Genomic DNA, 19,674 nt, shown 5'->3' with positions numbered 1-19,674 from the left:
AATGAAGGCTGGTTCAAGATTATTGAACGCAGTGTCGGCGGTAGCGCTGTCTGCTGGTGTTGTTGCGTCGGGCGCTGGTGTTGTCACACTTGCCTCTGCCTCAGTCGCGGAAGCCGCTGTGATTCAGCGGGTCGATGTTCGTGGTGCGGAGCGCATCGGAGCGACGGCTGTCCGTGATAATATCACGATCAAGCCTGGCAAGAGCTTCTCTCCGGGCGACATTGATGCATCGGTGAAGCAGCTGTATGCCACCGGATATTTCTCTGATGTTCACGTCAGCGTTTCGGGCAGCACTCTGATCGTTTCGGTCAAGGAAAACCAGCTCATCAACGCTGTGGTCTTCAACGGCAACCGCAAGATCAAGGACGACAAGCTGCAAGGCATCGTCCAGACGCATGCTGCCGGTCCCTACAACGAAGCAACCGTTCAGGCCGACATCAAGACCATCAAGGACGCTTACGCCTCCATCGGTCGTAACGATGTCCAGGTGACGACGCAGACCGCACAGGTCGCGCAGGGCCGGCTCAACGTGGCCTTCGTCATCAATGAAGGTGATCGCACCAAGATCGACAAGATCAACTTCTCTGGCAACCAGGCTTACAGCAGCGGCCGTCTTGCATCGGTCATCAGCACGAAGAAGAGCAACTTCCTCTCCTTCCTGACCCGTAAGGACGTCTACAGCCCTGAGCGTCAGCAGGCCGACCAGGATACGCTGCGTCAGTTCTACTACAATCATGGTTATGCCGACTTCCGCGTCGTCAGCGCCGATGCGACGCTGAACGAGCAGAACAACGAATACACGCTGAACTTCAACGTCGACGAAGGTCCGCGCTATACCTACGGCGATATCAACGTCGTTTCGACGGTTGAGGGCATCAATGCCGACGAACTGAAGGGTCTTGTCGTAACCCAGAAGGGGTCCGTCTACAGCGCCAAGGACATTCAGACCTCGATCGAGAACATTTCCAAGCGCGTGGCCTCTGCCGGTTATCCGTTCGCTCGCATCACGCCGCGCGGTAACCGCGATCTGACGGGTCACACGATCGGTATCGAATATCTCGTCGACCAGGGCGAGCGCGCCTATGTCGAGCGCATCGAAATCCGCGGCAACACCCGTACGCGCGATTACGTCATCCGTCGCGAGTTCGACCTGAACGAAGGCGATGCGTTCAATCAGGAAATGATCTCGCGCGCCAAGCGTCGCCTGGATGCTCTCGGCTACTTCACGAAGGTCGATATCTCGACCGCACAGGGCAGCGCTCCGGATCGTGTTGTCGTGATCGTCAATGTCGAAGACCAGCCGACCGGCTCGTTCGGTATCGGTGCCGGCTACGCTGTTGGTAATAACGGCGGTCTGCTGCTCGAGGCTTCGGTCGAAGAAAAGAACTTCCTTGGTCGCGGTCAGTACATCCGTATCGCCGCAGGCGCCGGTACAGAAGGCAATCGTACCTACAACATCTCTTTCACCGAGCCTTATTTCCTCGGTTATCGTCTGGCTGCAGGTTTTGACGTCTTCAAGAACCAGACTTCGAGCGACGATTTCTACGACTACTCGGAAGAAGGCTTCTCGCTGCGCGTCACCGCGCCGATCACCGAGAACCTGGCGACGACCCTGCGTTACAACTACAAGCGCCTGACATACGATGGCACGAACGATTGGCAGAACAATCTTTCGGCTCCGTATCTGAATCTTGTCAACGACGGTCCGTGGACCCAGTCGACTGTGTCGCAGACCTTTACCTACAACACGTTGGACGATCAGAATCTGCCGCGTGAAGGTATTATCGCCAAGTTCACGCATGAATTTGCAGGCCTCGGCGGCGATTCGAACTTCTACAAGCTGAGCGGCAAGGCTCGTTACTATCAGATGATCAGCGACGAAGCCGATATCATCGGTTCGTTCACGGTTGGCGCCGGTTACGTCATGCCGACCGATGGAAAGCTGAACGTCTTCGACCAGTTCACCCTCGGTGGTCGCGAAATCCGTGGTTTCGAGAATGCTGGTATCGGTCCGCGCTCGTCGCACGGCGATCCGCTCGGTGGTACGACCTACTTCACCGCTTCGGCTGAAGCGAGCATGCCGATGCCGGGCGTCCCGCAGGATATCGGTCTGCGCATCGCGGCTTTCGCCGATGCTGGTACGCTCTACGGCAATAAGGCGAACCTCTTTGGCGATACGCTGAACAACGACAGTTCGCTTCGTGCATCGCTCGGTGCTGGTCTTATCTGGTCTTCGCCGTTTGGTGTCATCCGTGTCGACTACGCGGTGCCTGTCGCCAAGGAAAGCTACGACAAGGTTCAGAATTTCCGGTTTGGCATCGCTAACCAGTTCTGATATCGGCAGTCCAGAACTGCGGGCTTGAACACCGTTCTGGAGCTGGTGCTTATGGAACATACTGGTTTTTTCCCGCCCCATGGTGGTGTCAACTTGAAACAGTTGGCTGAGCATCTTGGGGCGGAGCTTGATGATACGGCCTCTGCGGAGGTCGTCATCAGGTCTATCGCTCCTGTCTACCGGGCAGGTGAAGGCGATATATGCTATATCCTTTCTCGGAAGAATCGTGTCGAACTTGAGACATGCAAGGCTTCGGCGATTATTTGCCTGCCAGCACTGAGGTCTTTCGTTCCGGACCATATCCCGGTTATTTTGTCCCGGAAGCCGCACACGGATTTCGCGCTTGTCGGTGCTTTGTTGCATCCGCAGGCTATGCAGCCGATCACGTTTACATCGAGCTCTGGAACGATTTCACCGGCTGCGGTCATTGATCCGTCGGCAAGGCTCGAGGCGAACATAGGCGTCGAGCCTGGCGCAGTCATCGGTGCTGGAGCTGAAATCGGCGAGGGAACCTATATCGGCGCCAATGCACTTATCGGACCTGGCGTGAAGATCGGCCGCAATTGCAGCATCGGCGGCGGCGCGAGCGTGCTCTGCGCCTATCTCGGCAACGGCGTCATCATCCATAACGGCACACGCATCGGCCAGGACGGCTTCGGCTATGCGCCGGGGCCGCGCGGCATGATCAAGATCGTGCAGATCGGCCGTGTCATCATTCAGGACAATGTCGAGATCGGCGCCAATACAACGATCGACCGCGGCACGATGGATGACACCGTGATCGGCGAGGGCACCAAGATCGACAACCAGGTGCAGATCGGACATAACGTCCGCATCGGCCGCCATTGTGCTATCGTGAGCCAAGTCGGTATCGCCGGCAGCACGGTGATCGGCGATGGCGTGCAGATCGGTGGACAGGCGGGTCTGAATGGTCACATCCACATCGGCGACGGCGTGCAGATCGGCGCCAAGAGCGGCGTTATGAATAGTATTCCGGCCGGCGAGCGCTATGCTGGTCTTCCAGCGCGGCCGCTTTGGGATTTTCTAAGAGAATCGGCGGAGATCGCGAAGCGGTCAGGAGCCAGGGACAAGAAGGACGGGAGTTCGGAGCATGACTGAGGAAGCCAAGACGTCGTTATCGTCGGCCGATGTTCTGGAAATAATGAAGCTGTTGCCGCATCGCTATCCTTTCCTGATGGTCGACAAGATCATCGAGATCGATAGCGATAATTCCGCAATCGGCATCAAGAACGTAACGGCAAACGAGCCGCAGTTTACCGGACACTTCCCGGAGACGCCGATCATGCCGGGGGTGCTGCTGATTGAAGGCATGGCTCAGACGGCCGGCGCAATCTGCGCAAAGAAAGACGGAATCGGCGGAAACCTCGTCTACTTCATGACGATCGATAATGCCCGTTTCCGCAAGCCGGTTGTTCCGGGTGATCGTGTTGAGTTTCATGTGGTTAAGCTGAAGCAACGCGGGACGATCTGGAAATTCCACTGCGATGCCAAGGTCGATGGTAACCTGGTAGCCGAAGCGGATATCGGGGCCATGATCGTACGGAAGGATCAGAAAGAGGCATGAGCAGCAGCATCGCAAAAAGCGCGCGCATCCATAAGCTCGCGGTCGTTGAGGATGGTGCGGTCATCGGCGAGAATGTCGTCGTCGGGCCTTTCTGCCATGTCGGCCCCAAGGTCGTGCTGCATGACAATGTTCACCTGCTGACGAATGCCGTTGTGAGCGGCCGCACGACGATCGGCAAGGGAACGAAAATATTTCCGATGGCCGTTGTCGGCGGTGATCCGCAGAGCGTTCACCATGGCGGCGAAGAGACGACGCTGGATGTCGGTGAAAACTGCACCATCCGCGAAGGCGTGACGATGAATACCGGCACGGCCGATTTCGGCGGCAAGACGATCGTTGGCAACAACAATCTGTTCCTGGCGAATTCGCATGTGGCGCATGATTGCCGCGTCGGCAACAATGTCATCATGTCGAACAACGTCATGCTCGCGGGACATGTGGTCGTTGAGGACCGCGCTATTCTGGGCGGCGGCTGCGCGGTGCATCAGTTTACCCGCATCGGCCGGCAGGCATTCGTTGGCGGGCTTTCTGCTGCCAGCTACGATGTCATTCCATACGGTATGCTCAACGGAAATCCGGGCGTGCTTTCAGGTCTCAATATCGTCGGCATGACGCGCGCCGGCATCGATCGTGCGGTCATCCATCGTGTTCGGCGCGCCTATAAGAGCATCTTCGAAGGCGAAGGCTCTATCCGGGACAATGCCGCGGCTATCCGTGAGGAATATGCCGACTGCAAGGAAGTGGTCGAGATCCTCGATTTCATCGCAGCCGATAGCGATCGGGCATTGTCGTCCCCCAATCGCGGTAAGAGCTGACGTGGTTTCGGCCGGCCAAGACGGCAAGGGCAGGCTGGCGATTATCGCGGGCAGTGGTTTTTTGCCTGTTTATGTCGCCGACGCTGCCCGGCAGGCTGGCGAAGATCCCGTTGTTATCGCACTGACCAATGAGGCGGACCGCGACTGGTCCAGCTTCGATCACGCCAATCTCGGTGTTGGAAATTTTGCCGGCCTTGAAGCGATGTTCCGCCGCTATGGCGTCGATCGTGTCGTCATGTCCGGCGGCGTGGCGCGGCGACCTGCCTGGCGGGAAGTGCATCCGACTTGGCGCGTCATCAGGGAATTGCCCTCGACGATACGAACCCTCCTGTCCGGCGGCGATAATGCCGTCCTGCAGATGGTCATTCGCCTCATCGAAGCCGGTGGCGTTCGCGTCGTCGGGGCGCATGAAATTGCGCCAGATCTCCTGGCTTCCACCGGGCCTCTCGGTCGGCTTTCGCCCTCGGATGAGGATCTTCGCGATATCGCACAGGGCGCCAAGGCTGCCGATGCGCTCGGCCTTCTCGATGTCGGGCAGGGTGCGGTGAGCGTTGGCGGTCGCGTCGTCGCGCTAGAGGGCGCCGAAGGCACCGACAAGATGATCGAGCGTGTCGCCGAGCTACGCGCCGAAGGTCGCATATCGACGCGCCGCCGCGGCGTGCTGGTCAAACTGTGCAAGCCGCAGCAGGATGTTCGCGCGGACTTGCCGTCGATCGGCGTTTCAACTGTGCACAATGCGAAGAAGGCCGGGCTGGCCGGCGTTGCGGTAGAGGCAGGCAGAGCTTTGGTTCTCGACCGTGAAGCAGTGATCGCGGCGGCCGACGAGGCCGGCATTTTCGTCTGCGGTATCGATCGAGGCTTGAGCGCGGAGGGCTTCTTTTGAGTGCTGCGCCTTTGAAACTTGCGGTCGTGGCGGGTGAGGTTTCGGGCGACCTTCTCGGCGGCGATCTCGTTGCGGCGTTGAAGCGGCGATATGCCGGACCGGTTGAACTGGTCGGTGTTGGCGGCGAGGCGCTGGAGGCCCAAGGCCTTCGGTCGCTGTTTGATTATTCCGAGCTTTCGATCATGGGCTTTATCCAGGTGATCAAGCGGCTGCCGAAGCTGCTGGCGCGCATCCGCCAGACGGCCGACGCCATCGTCGCCGCCAGACCCGATGCTCTTCTGATCATCGACAGCCCCGATTTTACCCATCGCGTCGCCAAGCGCGTCCGCAAGGCTCTGCCCGATCTGCCGGTTATCAACTACGTTTGCCCCAGCGTCTGGGCGTGGAAGGAATACCGCGCGCAGAAGATGCTCGCCTATGTCGATCACGTGCTCGCCGTGCTGCCGTTCGAGCCCGAGGCGATGGAGCGGCTGGGTGGCCCGGCGACGACCTATGTCGGCCATCGTCTGACTGTCGACGCGGATCTGCGCGAGACGCGCCGACTGCGCGCGCTGCGCGATCCCAGTGCCGGCGACAATACGAAGACCGTGCTTCTATTGCCCGGTTCGCGTGGCTCGGAAATCCGTCAGCTTGTGCCGGTTTTTGAGCAGGCTACCGAAGAACTTAGTCGGCGAAACGATAATGTCCGCTTTTTGTTGCCGACCGTGCCGAAGCAGGAAGCTCTGGTGCGCTCACTGCTTGAAAACTGGCGTATCAAGCCGGACATCGTCGTCGGCCAGAAAGCAAAATGGGAGGCTTTCGCGCAGGCAGATGCCGCCATGGCCGCGTCAGGCACAGTAATTCTGGAGCTGGGTCTCGCCGGCGTTCCGGTCGTTTCGACTTACAAGACGGAGTGGCTCGCCAAATTCGTGATGTCGCGCATCAAGATATGGACAGCAGCTCTTCCGAATATTATTGCCGACTATGCCGTGTTGCCCGAACTCATCAATGACGTTCTGCGGCCGGGCATGCTTGCGCGCTACATGGAGCGCCTGTCGAAAGATACTCCGGAGCGTGCGGCTATGCTTGCCGGCTATGACCTTGTCTGGCAGCGAATGCAGACGGAAGAACCACCCGGTGACAAGGCGGCGGCGATCGTTCTCGAAGTTCTGTCCAACAAAAAAGCCGGTCATTTCTAACCGGCTTTTTTAGTGTCATTTCCGAAGCTTAGCGCTTGGAAACCGGTACGTACTCGCGCAGCGGGGCGCCGGTGTAGAGCTGGCGCGGACGGCCGATGCGCTGATGCGGATCTTCGATCATTTCGTTCCACTGAGCGATCCAGCCGACGGTGCGGGCGAGAGCGAACAGAACGGTGAACATGGTCGTGGGGAAGCCGAGAGCCTTCAGCGTGATGCCGGAGTAGAAGTCGACGTTCGGATAGAGCTTCTTCTCGATGAAATATTCGTCCGTCAGGGCGATGCGCTCGAGCTCGATCGCGATATCGAGCAACGGATCGTCCTTGATGCCGAGTTCGCCGAGAACTTCGTGCGCCGTCTTCTGCATGATCTTGGCGCGCGGATCGTAGTTCTTGTAAACGCGGTGACCGAAGCCCATCAGACGGAACGGATCGTTCTTATCCTTGGCGCGCGCGATGTATTCCGGAATGCGGTCAACCGAGCCGATTTCGCTCAGCATGTTCAGCGCGGCTTCGTTGGCGCCGCCGTGAGCCGGACCCCAGAGGCAGGCAATGCCTGCTGCGATACAGGCGAACGGATTGGCACCCGAAGAGCCGGCGAGGCGAACCGTCGAGGTCGATGCATTCTGCTCGTGGTCGGCATGCAGGATGAAGATGCGGTCCATGGCGCGAGCGAGCACCGGATTGACCACATATTCTTCGCAAGGAACGGCAAAGCACATGCGCAGGAAGTTCGATGCGTAGTCGAGATCGTTCTTCGGATAAACGAAGGGCTGGCCGATATGGTACTTATAAGCCATGGCGGCGAGCGTCGGCATCTTGGCGATCATGCGCAAGCTTGCGACCATACGCTGATGCGGATCGGTGATGTCGGTCGAGTCGTGATAGAAGGCCGACAGAGCGCCGACGCAGCCGCACATGACGGCCATCGGATGCGCGTCGCGGCGGAAACCGGTGAAGAAGCGCGACATCTGCTCATGCACCATCGTGTGGTGCACGACGCGATAGTCGAAGTCCTTCTTCTGGGCTGCCGTCGGCAATTCGCCGTAGAGGAGCAGGTAGCAGACTTCCAGGAAATCGCCGTGTTCGGCCAGCTGATCGATCGGATAGCCGCGGTGCAGCAGGACGCCTTCGTCGCCATCAATATAGGTGATACTGGACTCGCACGACGCGGTCGAGGTGAAGCCAGGATCGTAGGTGAACGTGGAGGTGTTCTTATAAAGGGCACCAATATCAATGACACTTGGGCCGATGGTTCCGGTCTTGACCGGCAAGTCCACCGTCTTTTCGCCCCAAGTTAGTTTCGCGCTTTGTTCCGTCATGCTGATCCTCCAAGATTTGGCGGGATTGACGCCATAAAAAGCGCCAAAAGGTTAAGCGACTACCGACTAGCTATATGATCCAGAGCCTAATGCCAAGTTATCCGAGTGCCGATTTGTGCATCGCAGTATCAACTTTTGGGCACTGCACTAAATGCGTTGGTCATAGCGTGTGACGCGCGAGGCTCTTTTTCGTCGCAATCATGCGGATTTTGGTTGAAATCACCTGGTGGTGACGGCAAAAATCGCGCGGAAGCTGTGGTTTTGCGTGGGGCAGGCGGCGAATGCCTAATTTGGAGGCACCGGAGCAGCAGGAGGATGGCCGGGACCTTGCTCTGCCTTCGCTGGATCGTCATGCCGTCGCCTCAATCACCTTGCGTATCAAAACCGGGCAACGGGAGCGTACGCAAGATCAGGTATCGCTGATCGTGCGGTTTTATCTCGCCCTTGGTCGCATGCGAGTCGCGATCGGCCGGCTGATTGAAGAGGAGGCGGTCCACGGTCGCGCTATCCTGCTTGCGCCGATCTATATGGGCGTCGGCGCGATCTTTTGGTTCACCTTTGACAGCGATCCTCCCCTGCAAACGGTTCTGGCAGTGCTTCTTCTGCTGACATGCGGATTTGTGTTCAATAGGGAGGCGGGCCGGTTGCTTCGGCACCTGCTGTTCGCCGGCATGCTCACAAGCCTCGGCATGGCCCTTGCGCACTGGGAAAGCTGGCGGGCTTCGACCATCATGCTCGACTCGGCCGTGACGACGACCGTGACCGGTCGGATCGAGAGGCGCGAGACCTACGACAATGGACGCTGGCGGTACATCGTTAAAGTCGACGCGACCGAGAATCCTTCCATTCACAGGCCACCGGAGCGCGTGACCATCTACGTGCGCAAACAGGCCGAACCCTTCAATCTGGGCGACCGCATTCAGGTGAGGGCGAGACTGACGCCGCCCGCCGGCCCCGCATTGCCGCGTCTCAACGATTTCGCCTTCAGTGCCTATTTCAACGGCATTGGCGCGAATGGCTTTGCCTATGGCCCGCCGATACTTTTATCTCTGAGTAGTGACAATTCGGAGACGTCGTGGCTGGCCAAGGTGGACATCTGGCTCGCCGGTCTTCGCAACAGCATTGGGACAGGATCCGAAGGACTTTGCCCGGCGATACCGGAGCCTTTGCGGCGGCACTTGTCGCCGACGAGAGACGGGCGATTTCGGACGACACGACCGAAGCGCTCCGAGTAGCCGGGCTCACCCATATCATCGCCATTTCCGGCCTGAACATGGCATTGTCGGCGGGTATCTTCTATGTCGGGCTGCGCTATTTATTTAGCCTTTTCCGGGTCTTGCCCAGGCTTACCCAACCAAGAAGATCGCCGCCTTCGGCGCGCTTCTGACAGTGACCGCCTATTACCTCATTTCCGGCTTCGGCGTATCGGCGGAGCGGGCCTTCATCATGATGGCGATCATGCTGGTCGCGGTTCTGTTCGATCGACCGTCGCTCAGTCTGCGAAACGTGGCGCTCTCGGCAATCGTCATCCTCATCCTTTCGCCGTCGCAGGTGCTTGGGCCTAGCTTTCAGATGTCCTATGCAGCAACGCTCGCGCTGGTATCAGGCTATACGCTTTGGAAACGACGGCCGCATCGCGAAAATATGCTTTCGCGCTTTAGGTTCCTCGGCCCATTGCTGTTCGTTGCACGCTTTTTCGGTGGGATATTATCGACCTCATTCATCGGCGGCGCATCGACGGCAATCTTCTCGATAGAGCATTTTCATCGTTTGGCGACATATGGCCTTCCCGCCAATCTCGCCGCTATGCCGATCGTTTCTTTCATCGTGATGCCATTCGGCATGGCTGCGATGTTGATGATGCCTTTTGGTCTCGACGGGCCATTCTGGAAAGTCACGGGGAGGGACTGGAGCTCGTCATTCTGGTCGCCAAGACGGTCGCCGGCTGGGGCGGCGATATTACGTTTGGACGTCAGCCGCCGTGGCTGATGCCGACCTTCATTGCCGGCTTTCTGATGATGAGCGTTTTGCGCACCAAGCTGCGCCATCTCGGACTGTTGCTCGCGCTTGCAACGATTGGGGCAGCGGCTTTGGGTTCGGGCGTATCCAAGCCCGATCTCATGATTTCCGAGGATGGTGTCCTGGTCGCACTAGAGCAGGACAATATATTGGCGACTAACCGGGAAAGGCCGCAGGCTTTCATTTTCGAGCAATGGCAAACGGCACTCGTCGCATTCGAACATCAGCCTCCCACCATGCTTGTTGCCGACAGCAGCCTGCCTAAGATCAGCAAGGCCGAGCGTCGCCGTCGATTGAACAACGACGAACAGAAGGCGGTCCGCAGGGCAATGGAGGATGCTCTCGATCGAACCATGCAGGGGCGTTTCGCCTGTCAGAAAGGTGCGTGGTGCGTGGCGATGCTTGAAAATGGCGCCGTGTTGGTAACGATCGAAAATGCCGCCTATCTTCCACCGGCCTGCGATACGGCGAATATCGTCGTCACATCAATACGTCTGCGCCTCGATCATTGTCGCTCCGGCGCAACGCTTTATACAGGCGCGACATTAAGGCGGACCGGCTCGGTCGAAATGGATCTGAGCGGCGACAAGCCCACTGTCCTTACAGCATTCGAAGATCCGCAACGGCCATGGACGCGGCAACGAACCTATGATCGGCGCACGGGGACATTCGGCGCGCCAATCGCGCCGGTGTCACCTGTCAGTGATAACGCCGAATGAGCCCGACAAGCTTGCCCTGAACCTTGACGCGATCCGGTCCGAAAATACGGGTCTCATAGGCAGGGTTGGCAGCCTCGAGAGCGATCGATGCACCCTTGCGACGGAAGCGCTTCAGCGTTGCTTCTTCGTCGTCGACAAGCGCAACGACGATATCACCGGGGTTTGCTGTCGTCGAATTGCGAATGATGACTGTATCGCCGTCGAAAATGCCGGCGTCGATCATCGAGTCGCCTCGCACCTCCAAGGCATAATGATCACCAGCGCCGAGCATATCGGCGGGGACGGTTATGTCATGCGTATTGTTCTGAATGGCCGAGATCGGAACGCCGGCAGCGATGCGGCCCATCACGGGTACGGATACCGAACTGCTGTGATCTTCATGGGTTACTTTCGGCGGAGGCGGGGGCGCGACCGGCTGGAGCTTGCCGAGGCTGCCCTCGATAACGCTTGGCGAAAAGCCGCGGCGCGGCTGCAAGCTCGGATTATAGGCATCCGGGAGCTTGATGACCTCAAGTGCCCTGGCGCGGTTCGGCAGGCGACGGATGAAGCCGCGCTCCTCCAATGCCGTGATGAGGCGGTGAATGCCGGACTTGGAGGCCAGATCCAGCGCATCCTTCATCTCGTCGAAGGATGGCGGAACGCCGGACTCCTTCATCCGCTCGTGAATGAAGAGAAGCAGTTCCTGTTGCTTGCGCGTCAACATCGTCTTGGAACCCCAGAATCAAGAAAAGGTCGTGAAACAAATCCAGAACGGACACTATATGTTCCATATGTGTTCCGCAAGCACTTAAATTTCGTTAAAAGCTTGCTCGGACAATTAAATAATTATCACCCGCGAATGGACGGGCTGTAAAAGCCAGCGTGCTGAAATAGATATAACATTGTGAAAAATATGGGGAATTCCTCCTTTTCAGGCCTAGGTTGACACCGGATTTTTCCGTCTGCGTTCTGGTTCGGCGATCTCGAAATCAAGCCAGCTGAGCCGGCTACAGGGGAGAATCAGCAATCACGTTTGCGCGATCATATTGCGCACTTGGAGCTGTCGTCGCGCGCTTCGCTTTCATCTTGAAATACGCGATGGATGGGCGCAAATCTACCGCCGTTGGGAAAGAGGAGAAGCCATGACTTCGTTGCCGCATCCGCTGGATCATCTCGTGTTGCCGACGATCAACATCGCCCTGGCGCGCGAGCGGCTCGGCAAGCTCGGCTTTACGGTTGCTCCCGATGCGCGCCATCCCTTCGGCACCGAAAATGCCTGCGTCTTCTTTTCCGACAAGACCTATCTCGAACCTTTGGGTGTAGCCTCGCAAGAACAGTGCGAGGCGAGCTTTATCGAAGGCAATGTCTTCGTGGCGCGCGACCAGGCCTATCGCTTTCGCGTCGGAGAAGACGGATTCTCTGCCGTGGTTTTCGGAACGAATGATGCCGTAGCGGATGATGAGCGCTTCAAAGCCGCAGCGATCTCGGCCGGCCCGATGCTGGATTTCTCACGGCCGATGAAAATGCCTGACGGAACGGAAACCGTGGCCGGATTTCGCCTGGCCTTTGCGTCCGACCTGCGTTCGCCCGATTTGCTCGCATTCAGCTGCCAGCGCATCAATCCGCTGCCCACCGATCGCGGTGTGCTTGAGCGCCATGCAAACGGTGTCAGCGGCATTGCGCGGGTAGCGATCTCGGCAACGCGGCCGGCCGCCTTCCGCAGCTTTTTCGAAGAGGTCGTCAGCGGACCAAAGGTATCGGAGCATTCCTTCGGACTGACGGTAAGATCTGCCAATGCCGATATCGAGCTTCTGACCCCGGAGGGCATGGAAGCCTTTTACGACTTGCGGGTCGGCAACGAAGATCCGGGTCTGCGGGCGCGGGCAATCCTTTTCAAAACACGCGATCTTTCCGTGACATCGTCGCATTTCGCTGCTAACGGCGTCACATATACGCGTAAGAACAATCGTATTTTGGCGCGGCTGGCGCCTGAACATGGCGCAGTGTTCGCCTTCGAGGAGATAGCATGAGCACGAATTCCGAAGTGGTTGTCGGCGAGGGAGCCTCCAAGGTTCTGTTTTCCAACACCGCCAAGCTCTCCCTGATTGCCGGTCCCTGCCAGATGGAAAGCCGCGAACATGCCTTCATGGTCGCCGGCGTTTTGAAGGAGCTCTGCGACAAGCTCGGCATCGGCCTCGTCTACAAATCCTCTTACGACAAGGCGAACCGTACTTCGCTGTCGGGCAAGCGCGGCATCGGTCTTGAGAAGTCGATGGAAGTCTTTGCTGATCTGAAGAAGGAATATGGCTTTCCTGTTCTGACCGATATCCACACAGAAGAGCAATGCGCTGTCGTTGCCAAGACGGTCGATATCCTGCAGATCCCGGCCTTTCTATCGCGCCAGACCGATCTTCTGGTCGCCGCCGCCCAGACCGGCCGCGTCGTCAACGTCAAGAAGGGCCAGTTCCTGGCGCCATGGGACATGAAGAACGTGCTTGCCAAGCTCAATGACAGCGGCAATCAGAACATTCTGCTTTGCGAGCGCGGCGCCTCCTTCGGCTACAACACGCTCGTCTCCGACATGCGCTCGCTGCCGATCATGGCGGCGATGGGTGCGCCCGTCATCTTTGATGCGACTCACTCGGTGCAGCAGCCCGGCGGGCAGGGTGGTTCGACAGGTGGCGACCGCCGGTTCGTCGAGACGCTGGCGCGCGCCGCCGTTGCTGTCGGTGTTGCCGGCGTCTTCCTCGAAACGCATGAGGATCCGGACAACGCGCCGTCAGACGGCCCGAACATGGTGTATCTGAAGGATATGCCGCGGCTTCTCGAGAAGCTGCTGGCCTTCGACGCCATCGCCAAGGCTTGAAAATACAGGCATTCAACAGGCTGACATGAATTTGCACTAGGCGGCCTGTAGGAGTGTCAAATCAAGGCGCGGTTCCGCATTGAAATTTCCGCGCCTTCGATTATGACGATTTAAATCGATTTATAAACCAGCGAGCAGGAAGCTATCATGACCGCAATCACCGACATTATCGCCCGCGAGATTCTCGACAGCCGTGGCAATCCGACTGTCGAAGTCGATGTCTACCTCGAAGATGGCAGCATGGGCCGCGCGGCGGTTCCGTCGGGCGCGTCGACCGGCGCACATGAAGCCGTCGAGCTTCGCGATGGCGGCAAGCGCTACCATGGCAAGGGTGTTGAAAAGGCCGTCGAAGCCGTCAACTCGGAAATCTTCGATGCGATCGGCGGCATGGATGCCGAAAATCAGATCCAGCTCGACAACATCATGATCGAGCTCGACGGCACGCCGAACAAGTCGCGCCTCGGCGCCAACGCCATCCTCGGTGTTTCGCTTGCTGTCGCCAAGGCTGCTGCCCAGAGCGCCAACCTGCCGCTCTATCGTTATGTTGGCGGCGCTCACGCCCGCCTGCTGCCGGTTCCGATGATGAACATCATCAACGGCGGCGCCCACGCTGACAACCCAATCGACTTCCAGGAATTCATGATCCTGCCGGTTGGCGCCGAATCCATCCGCGACGCCGTTCGCATCGGTTCGGAAATCTTCCATGTCCTCAAGAAGGAATTGGCAGCGCAGGGCCACAACACGAACGTCGGCGATGAAGGCGGTTTCGCGCCGGGCCTTTCGAGCGCTCCGGCCGCCCTCGACTTCATCATGAAGTCCATCGAAAAGGCCGGTTACAAGCCAGGTGAAGAAGTTGCTCTCGGCCTCGACTGCGCTTCGACCGAATTCTTCAAGGACGGCAAGTACGTGCTCGAAGGTGAAGGCCGCACGCTGGAATCCGGCGCTATGGCAGAGTACCTCGCTCAACTCGCAGCTCAGTATCCAATCATTTCGATCGAAGACGGCATGGCTGAAGACGACTGGGAAGGCTGGAAGACGCTCACCGACCTGATCGGCAAAAAGACACAGCTCGTCGGCGACGACCTGTTCGTCACCAACTCTGCTCGCCTGCGCGACGGTATCCGCATGGGCGTTGCCAACTCGATCCTGGTCAAGGTCAACCAGATCGGCTCGCTCACGGAGACCCTCGACGCCGTCGAAACCGCGCACAAGGCCAACTACACGGCCGTCATGTCGCACCGTTCGGGCGAAACGGAAGATTCCACCATCGCCGATCTCGCCGTTGCCACCAACTGCGGCCAGATCAAGACCGGCTCGCTGTCGCGCTCCGACCGTCTCGCCAAGTACAACCAGCTTATCCGCATCGAGGAAGCGCTTGGCCCGCAGGCGAAGTACGCCGGTCGCTCCATCCTGCGCGGCTGATGCCTGATCCGCGGTATCCTCACGGATCCGCACCTCGCACGATGTGCTGAAGTCGAACCGCGCCCCAGGGCGCGGTTTTTTGTTGGCCGCCGTAGTTAGAGTCAACGGACGGTTAATCTCTGCCGGTTAATTTAGCGCTAGGTGTTTGATTTGATGTGATCTTGTCTACGGCCGCAATGTTCGCGGCGCTGGCCTTGATGAGATCGCCTAACGGCAAGAGCGTTTCGAGCGAGTATGTGGACAAAGTATCATAAGAAGAAAAAGTTCGGCCGTTTCATTCTGCCCGCCATTACGATCGCTTTTGTGAGTTACTTCGGTTATCATTGTGTTCACGGCGATTATGGCCTGAAGGCAACCGAGGTTTTCGAACAGCGTCGCATCGACCGTAGCAAAGAGTTGGCGGATCTCGTCGCCAAGCGCGAGCACCTCGAAAAGGAGGTCGCTCTGCTGAGCGACGGCTCCCTGGATAAGGATATGCTCGACCAGTATGCGCGCTATCAGTTGACGTATTCCAAGGCGAACGAGATCGTCATTTTCAATAAATAGCCATAATTAACCGAATTTCGGTTAATTGGATTTTTTATAGCTATATCAATAACTTGCAAAGAATATGAGCCATGCAATTATGGCATTGCTGTAGCGGATAATCTTGCCTATGTTACGCCTCGACAAGAAACGAGGCTACTCACACAGGGAGGGTTGAATGGCGCCGCGAAAAAACGCGTCCGTTTCCAGCCGTAAAACAGCATCAAGATCCGTCAAGGAAACCAATGGCGGTCCGATCGCGGATTTCGATCGTGATGCGGAGCTCAACGCTTATCGTGAGATGCTCTTGATCCGCCGCTTCGAAGAGAAGGCCGGCCAGCTTTACGGCATGGGCTTCATCGGCGGCTTCTGTCATCTTTACATCGGTCAGGAAGCTGTCGTCGTCGGCATGCAGATGGCTTTGAAGGATGGCGACCAGGTCATCACCGGCTATCGTGATCACGGCCATATGCTGGCAACCGGCATGAGCGCACGTGGCGTCATGGCTGAGTTGACCGGGCGTCAGGGCGGCTATTCCCGAGGGAAGGGCGGCTCCATGCACATGTTCTCCAAGGAAAAGAATTTCTACGGCGGCCACGGCATCGTCGGTGCCCAGGTCTCGCTCGGTACCGGCCTCGGCTTTGCCAACTGGTATCGCGGCAATGACAATGTCAGCGTCGCCTATTTTGGTGATGGCGCTGCCAATCAGGGCCAGGTCTACGAAAGCTTCAACATGGCGCAGCTCTGGAAGCTGCCGGTGATTTTCGTCATCGAAAACAACCGTTACGCCATGGGCACCTCGACCGCCCGCGCAACGGCACAGGCTGACTTCTCCAAGCGCGGTGCCTCCTTCGGCATTCCAGGCATCCAGGTCGACGGCATGGACGTTCGTGCGGTGAAGGCCGCGGCTGACGAAGCCGTTGCGTATTGCCGCTCCGGTAAGGGCCCGATCATCCTTGAAATGCTGACCTACCGTTATCGCGGTCACTCGATGTCCGATCCGGCGAAGTATCGCTCCAAGGACGAAGTGCAGAAGATGCGCTCCGAGCATGACCCGATCGAGCAGGTTCGCGCTCGCCTTCTCGAAAAGGGCTGGGCGACCGAGGACGATCTGAAGGATATCGACAAGGATGTCCGCGACATCGTCGCAGACAGCGCCGATTTCGCCCAGAACGATCCGGAGCCGGATGCATCCGAGCTCTACACCGACATTCTGCTCTAAATCGGGGAGGGACACTATGCCCATCGACATTCTCATGCCCGCCCTTTCTCCGACGATGGAAGAGGGTACACTTTCGAAATGGCTCAAGAAGGAAGGCGACAAGGTCGTTTCCGGTGACGTCATTGCCGAAATCGAAACCGACAAGGCTACCATGGAAGTGGAAGCCGTCGACGAAGGCATCATCGGCAAGCTGCTGGTCGACGCCGGCACCGAAGGCGTCAAGGTCAACGCCAAGATCGCTATCCTATTGCAGGATGGTGAATCGGCCGATGCCATTTCGTCGGCGAAGGCAGCTCCTGCTGCTGAGCCGGTAAAGGCCGAAGCTCCCGCCGCCGCTCCGGCTCCAGCAGCTGCGCCGGTTCCGGCCCAGCCGAAGGTTGCCGCTGCCGCCGATCCGGAAATTCCGGCCGGCACCGAAATGGTGTCGATGACGGTGCGTGAAGCGCTGCGCGACGCGATGGCCGAAGAAATGCGCGCCAACCCGGACGTTTTCGTCATGGGTGAAGAAGTGGCCGAGTACCAGGGCGCCTACAAGGTTACCCAGGGCCTGCTGCAGGAATTCGGCGCTCGCCGCGTCATCGACACCCCGATCACCGAGCATGGTTTTGCCGGTATCGGCGTCGGCGCTGCAATGGCCGGCCTTCGCCCGATCGTCGAGTTCATGACCTTCAACTTCGCCATGCAGGCGATCGACCAGATCATCAACTCCGCCGCCAAGACGCTCTACATGTCCGGTGGCCAGATGGGCGCTCCGATCGTCTTCCGCGGTCCGAACGGGGCGGCAGCGCGCGTCGGCGCCCAGCACAGCCAGGACTATGCTTCGTGGTACAGCCATATTCCGGGCCTCAAGGTCGTCATGCCCTACACGGCAGCCGACGCCAAGGGTCTGCTCAAGGCTGCGATCCGCGATCCGAACCCGGTCATCTTCCTTGAGAATGAAATCCTCTACGGTCAGCACTTCGACGTGCCGAAGCTGGATAACTTCGTTCTGCCGATCGGCAAGGCCCGCATCCACCGTCCGGGCAAGGACGTCACGGTCGTCTCCTTCGGTATCGGCATGACCTATGCCACGAAGGCCGTCGCCGAGCTGGAAGCCCAGGGCATCGATGTCGAACTCATCGACCTGCGCACCATCCGTCCGATGGATCTTCCGACGATCATCGAATCGGTCAAGAAGACCGGTCGCCTGGTCACCGTCGAGGAAGGCTATCCGCAGTCCTCCGTCGGCACGGAAATTGCCACCCGCGTCATGCAGCAGGCCTTCGACTATCTCGATGCGCCGATCCTGACGATCGCTGGCAAGGACGTACCCATGCCATACGCCGCCAACCTCGAAAAGCTGGCGCTCCCGAGCGTCGCTGAAGTGGTCGATGCGGTGAAGGCCGTTTGCTACAAGTAAGGGGAGGGCTCATCGATGCCTATCAACATCACTATGCCTGCCCTCTCGCCGACCATGGAAGAGGGTAACCTCGCCAAGTGGCTCGTCAAGGAAGGCGACAAGATCAAGTCCGGCGATGTGATCGCCGAGATCGAGACTGACAAGGCAACGATGGAAGTCGAGGCCGTCGATGAAGGCACCGTCGCCAAGATCGTCGTTCCAGCCGGCACCGAAGGCGTGAAGGTCAATGCCCTGATCGCCGTGATCGCCGCCGATGGTGAAGATGTCGCTGCTGCAGCTTCCGGCGCGGCCGCTGCTGCTCCGGCTGCCAAGGAAGCACCGAAGGCAGAGGCGGCCCCTGCGGCCGCTCCCGCTGCGGCGCCTGCTCCGGCAAACGTTTCGGCTCCTGCCGCACCCGCCTCGGCTCCGGTCGCATCGGTTCATGCTGCAAACGACGGTCATCGCACCTTCGCGTCGCCACTCGCACGCCGTCTTGCCAAGGAAGCCGGCATCGATGTGACGGCAGTTTCCGGCACAGGCCCGCATGGCCGCGTCATCAAGAAGGACGTTGAAGCTGCTGTTTCCGGCGGCGCCGCCAAGGCTGCTCCGGCAGCAGCGCCGGCTGCTCAGCCCGCCGCCGCTGCTGCTCCGGCCGCACCGAAGGGCATGTCCGACGATGCCGTCCTCAAGCTGTTCGAGCAGGGTTCTTACGAGCTCGTGCCGCATGACGGCATGCGCAAGACGATCGCCAAGCGCCTGCAGGAATCCAAGCAGACGATCCCGCACTTCTACGTCTCGGTCGATTGCGAACTCGATGCACTGCTGGCGCTCCGCACGCAGCTCAACGATTCCGCGCCGAAGTCGAAGGACGGCGTTCCGGCCTACAAGCTCTCTGTCAACGACATGGTCATCAAGGCCCTGGCGCTGGCACTGCGCGACGTTCCGGATGCCAACGTCTCCTGGACTGATAGCGCAATGGTCAAGCACAAGCATGCCGATGTCGGTGTTGCCGTCTCCATTCCGGGCGGCCTGATCACGCCGATCATCCGCAGCGCCGAGCAGAAGACGCTCTCCACCATCTCCAACGAGATGAAGGACTACGGCAAGCGCGCCAAGGAGCGCAAGCTGAAGCCCGAGGAGTATCAGGGCGGTACGACTGCCGTGTCGAACATGGGCATGATGGGCGTCAAGAACTTCGCGGCCGTCGTCAATCCGCCGCATGCGACCATTCTGGCCGTCGGCGCTGGCGAACAGCGTGTCATCGTCAAGAAGGGCGAAATGGTGATTGCCAACGTGATGACCGTCACGCTGTCGACCGACCATCGCGCTGTCGACGGTGCGCTCGGCGCCGAGCTTCTGGCAGCCTTCAAGGGCTACATCGAAAATCCGATGGGGATGCTCGTCTGAGCCTTGGCAATACGGAGGGCATG

The 19,674-nt window shown here is 58.8% G+C and carries 19 protein-coding genes; 17 read left to right on the top strand and 2 right to left on the bottom strand.

Features of this window, described 5'->3' with window-relative positions:
• Nucleotide 1: 1 nt before the first annotated feature.
• From bamA to lpxB, 6 genes are read left to right on the top strand one after another with little or no spacing between them, the layout of a single operon-like run.
• Nucleotides 2-2,335 (top strand): outer membrane protein assembly factor BamA, encoded by a 2,334-nt coding sequence (bamA, locus tag QD461_RS14265; RefSeq protein WP_414088345.1) that lies wholly within the window; start codon nucleotides 2-4, stop codon nucleotides 2,333-2,335.
• A 51-nt stretch (nucleotides 2,336-2,386) separates the two neighbouring features.
• A complete protein-coding gene (lpxD, locus tag QD461_RS14260; protein ID WP_414088344.1) occupies nucleotides 2,387-3,454 on the top strand; it encodes a UDP-3-O-(3-hydroxymyristoyl)glucosamine N-acyltransferase in 1,068 nt (355 codons plus the stop codon).
• The gene (fabZ, locus tag QD461_RS14255) at nucleotides 3,447-3,920 is read left to right on the top strand and encodes a 3-hydroxyacyl-ACP dehydratase FabZ (RefSeq protein WP_184708490.1); all 474 of its coding nucleotides are present in this window, start codon (nucleotides 3,447-3,449) and stop codon (nucleotides 3,918-3,920) included. The genes lpxD and fabZ overlap by 8 nt, the downstream gene beginning before the upstream one ends.
• Nucleotides 3,917-4,735 (top strand): acyl-ACP--UDP-N-acetylglucosamine O-acyltransferase, encoded by an 819-nt coding sequence (gene lpxA, locus QD461_RS14250; protein ID WP_414088343.1) that lies wholly within the window; start codon nucleotides 3,917-3,919, stop codon nucleotides 4,733-4,735. Before fabZ ends, lpxA begins: the two co-directional genes overlap by 4 nt.
• Before the next feature lies 1 nt (nucleotide 4,736).
• Nucleotides 4,737-5,618: an LpxI family protein gene (locus QD461_RS14245; RefSeq protein ID WP_184708485.1), complete on the top strand. Its 882-nt coding sequence runs from the start codon at nucleotides 4,737-4,739 to the stop codon at nucleotides 5,616-5,618.
• A complete protein-coding gene (gene lpxB / locus QD461_RS14240) occupies nucleotides 5,615-6,796 on the top strand; it encodes a lipid-A-disaccharide synthase (RefSeq protein ID WP_414088342.1) in 1,182 nt (393 codons plus the stop codon). The genes QD461_RS14245 and lpxB overlap by 4 nt, the downstream gene beginning before the upstream one ends.
• A 28-nt stretch (nucleotides 6,797-6,824) precedes the next feature.
• Here lpxB and gltA read toward each other — a convergent pair whose 3' ends face one another.
• Nucleotides 6,825-8,114 (bottom strand): citrate synthase, encoded by a 1,290-nt coding sequence (gene gltA / locus QD461_RS14235; RefSeq protein WP_092845187.1) that lies wholly within the window; start codon nucleotides 8,112-8,114, stop codon nucleotides 6,825-6,827.
• 281 nt (nucleotides 8,115-8,395) lie between these two features.
• On the opposite strand from gltA, the gene QD461_RS14230 reads away from it, so the two are divergent.
• Genes QD461_RS14230 through QD461_RS14215 form a run of 4 tightly spaced genes read left to right on the top strand, consistent with a single transcriptional unit; the run spans nucleotide 8,396 to nucleotide 10,852 of the window.
• Nucleotides 8,396-9,349, top strand: a complete 954-nt coding sequence (locus QD461_RS14230; RefSeq protein ID WP_414088341.1) for a DUF4131 domain-containing protein — start codon at nucleotides 8,396-8,398, stop codon at nucleotides 9,347-9,349.
• On the top strand, nucleotides 9,259-9,501 hold the full coding sequence (locus tag QD461_RS14225) for a ComEC/Rec2 family competence protein (RefSeq protein ID WP_414088340.1): 243 nt from the start codon (nucleotides 9,259-9,261) through the stop codon (nucleotides 9,499-9,501). The genes QD461_RS14230 and QD461_RS14225 overlap by 91 nt, the downstream gene beginning before the upstream one ends.
• Before the next feature lie 2 nt (nucleotides 9,502-9,503).
• Nucleotides 9,504-10,103, top strand: a complete 600-nt coding sequence (locus tag QD461_RS14220; protein ID WP_414088339.1) for a ComEC/Rec2 family competence protein — start codon at nucleotides 9,504-9,506, stop codon at nucleotides 10,101-10,103.
• Complete coding sequence (locus QD461_RS14215; RefSeq protein ID WP_414088338.1) at nucleotides 10,103-10,852, top strand: hypothetical protein; 750 nt, start codon at nucleotides 10,103-10,105, stop codon at nucleotides 10,850-10,852. Before QD461_RS14220 ends, QD461_RS14215 begins: the two co-directional genes overlap by 1 nt.
• Here QD461_RS14215 and lexA read toward each other — a convergent pair.
• A complete protein-coding gene (gene lexA, locus QD461_RS14210) occupies nucleotides 10,833-11,555 on the bottom strand; it encodes a transcriptional repressor LexA (protein ID WP_414088337.1) in 723 nt (240 codons plus the stop codon). The genes QD461_RS14215 and lexA overlap by 20 nt on opposite strands.
• 418 nt (nucleotides 11,556-11,973) lie before the next feature.
• On the opposite strand from lexA, the gene QD461_RS14205 reads away from it, so the two are divergent.
• The 7 genes from QD461_RS14205 (at nucleotide 11,974) to QD461_RS14175 (ending at nucleotide 19,651) form a co-directional block, all read left to right on the top strand.
• Nucleotides 11,974-12,861: a VOC family protein gene (locus QD461_RS14205; protein WP_414088336.1), complete on the top strand. Its 888-nt coding sequence runs from the start codon at nucleotides 11,974-11,976 to the stop codon at nucleotides 12,859-12,861.
• Nucleotides 12,858-13,697, top strand: coding sequence for a 3-deoxy-8-phosphooctulonate synthase (gene kdsA / locus QD461_RS14200; protein ID WP_414088335.1), 840 nt, complete (start codon nucleotides 12,858-12,860; stop codon nucleotides 13,695-13,697). Before QD461_RS14205 ends, kdsA begins: the two co-directional genes overlap by 4 nt.
• Before the next feature lie 147 nt (nucleotides 13,698-13,844).
• Complete coding sequence (eno, locus tag QD461_RS14195) at nucleotides 13,845-15,119, top strand: phosphopyruvate hydratase (protein WP_184708473.1); 1,275 nt, start codon at nucleotides 13,845-13,847, stop codon at nucleotides 15,117-15,119.
• Between the two features lie 234 nt (nucleotides 15,120-15,353).
• Nucleotides 15,354-15,665, top strand: coding sequence for an FtsB family cell division protein (locus tag QD461_RS14190; protein ID WP_414088334.1), 312 nt, complete (start codon nucleotides 15,354-15,356; stop codon nucleotides 15,663-15,665).
• A 157-nt stretch (nucleotides 15,666-15,822) separates the two neighbouring features.
• Nucleotides 15,823-16,866 carry a pyruvate dehydrogenase (acetyl-transferring) E1 component subunit alpha gene (gene pdhA, locus QD461_RS14185; protein WP_414088333.1) on the top strand — a complete coding sequence of 348 codons (1,044 nt, stop codon included), beginning with the start codon at nucleotides 15,823-15,825 and terminating at the stop codon, nucleotides 16,864-16,866.
• Nucleotides 16,867-16,882: 16 nt separating this feature from the next.
• Entirely contained in the window at nucleotides 16,883-18,265 is a 1,383-nt protein-coding gene (locus QD461_RS14180) for a pyruvate dehydrogenase complex E1 component subunit beta (RefSeq protein ID WP_414088332.1), read from the top strand.
• A gap of 15 nt (nucleotides 18,266-18,280) precedes the next feature.
• On the top strand, nucleotides 18,281-19,651 hold the full coding sequence (locus QD461_RS14175) for a pyruvate dehydrogenase complex dihydrolipoamide acetyltransferase (protein ID WP_414088331.1): 1,371 nt from the start codon (nucleotides 18,281-18,283) through the stop codon (nucleotides 19,649-19,651).
• Nucleotides 19,652-19,674: the final 23 nt, after the last annotated feature.

The organism is Rhizobium sp. BR 314 (assembly GCF_047445805.1).
GTDB lineage: Bacteria > Pseudomonadota > Alphaproteobacteria > Rhizobiales > Rhizobiaceae > Rhizobium > Rhizobium lusitanum_B.
This window is presented reverse-complemented; position numbering and strand designations above follow the sequence as displayed.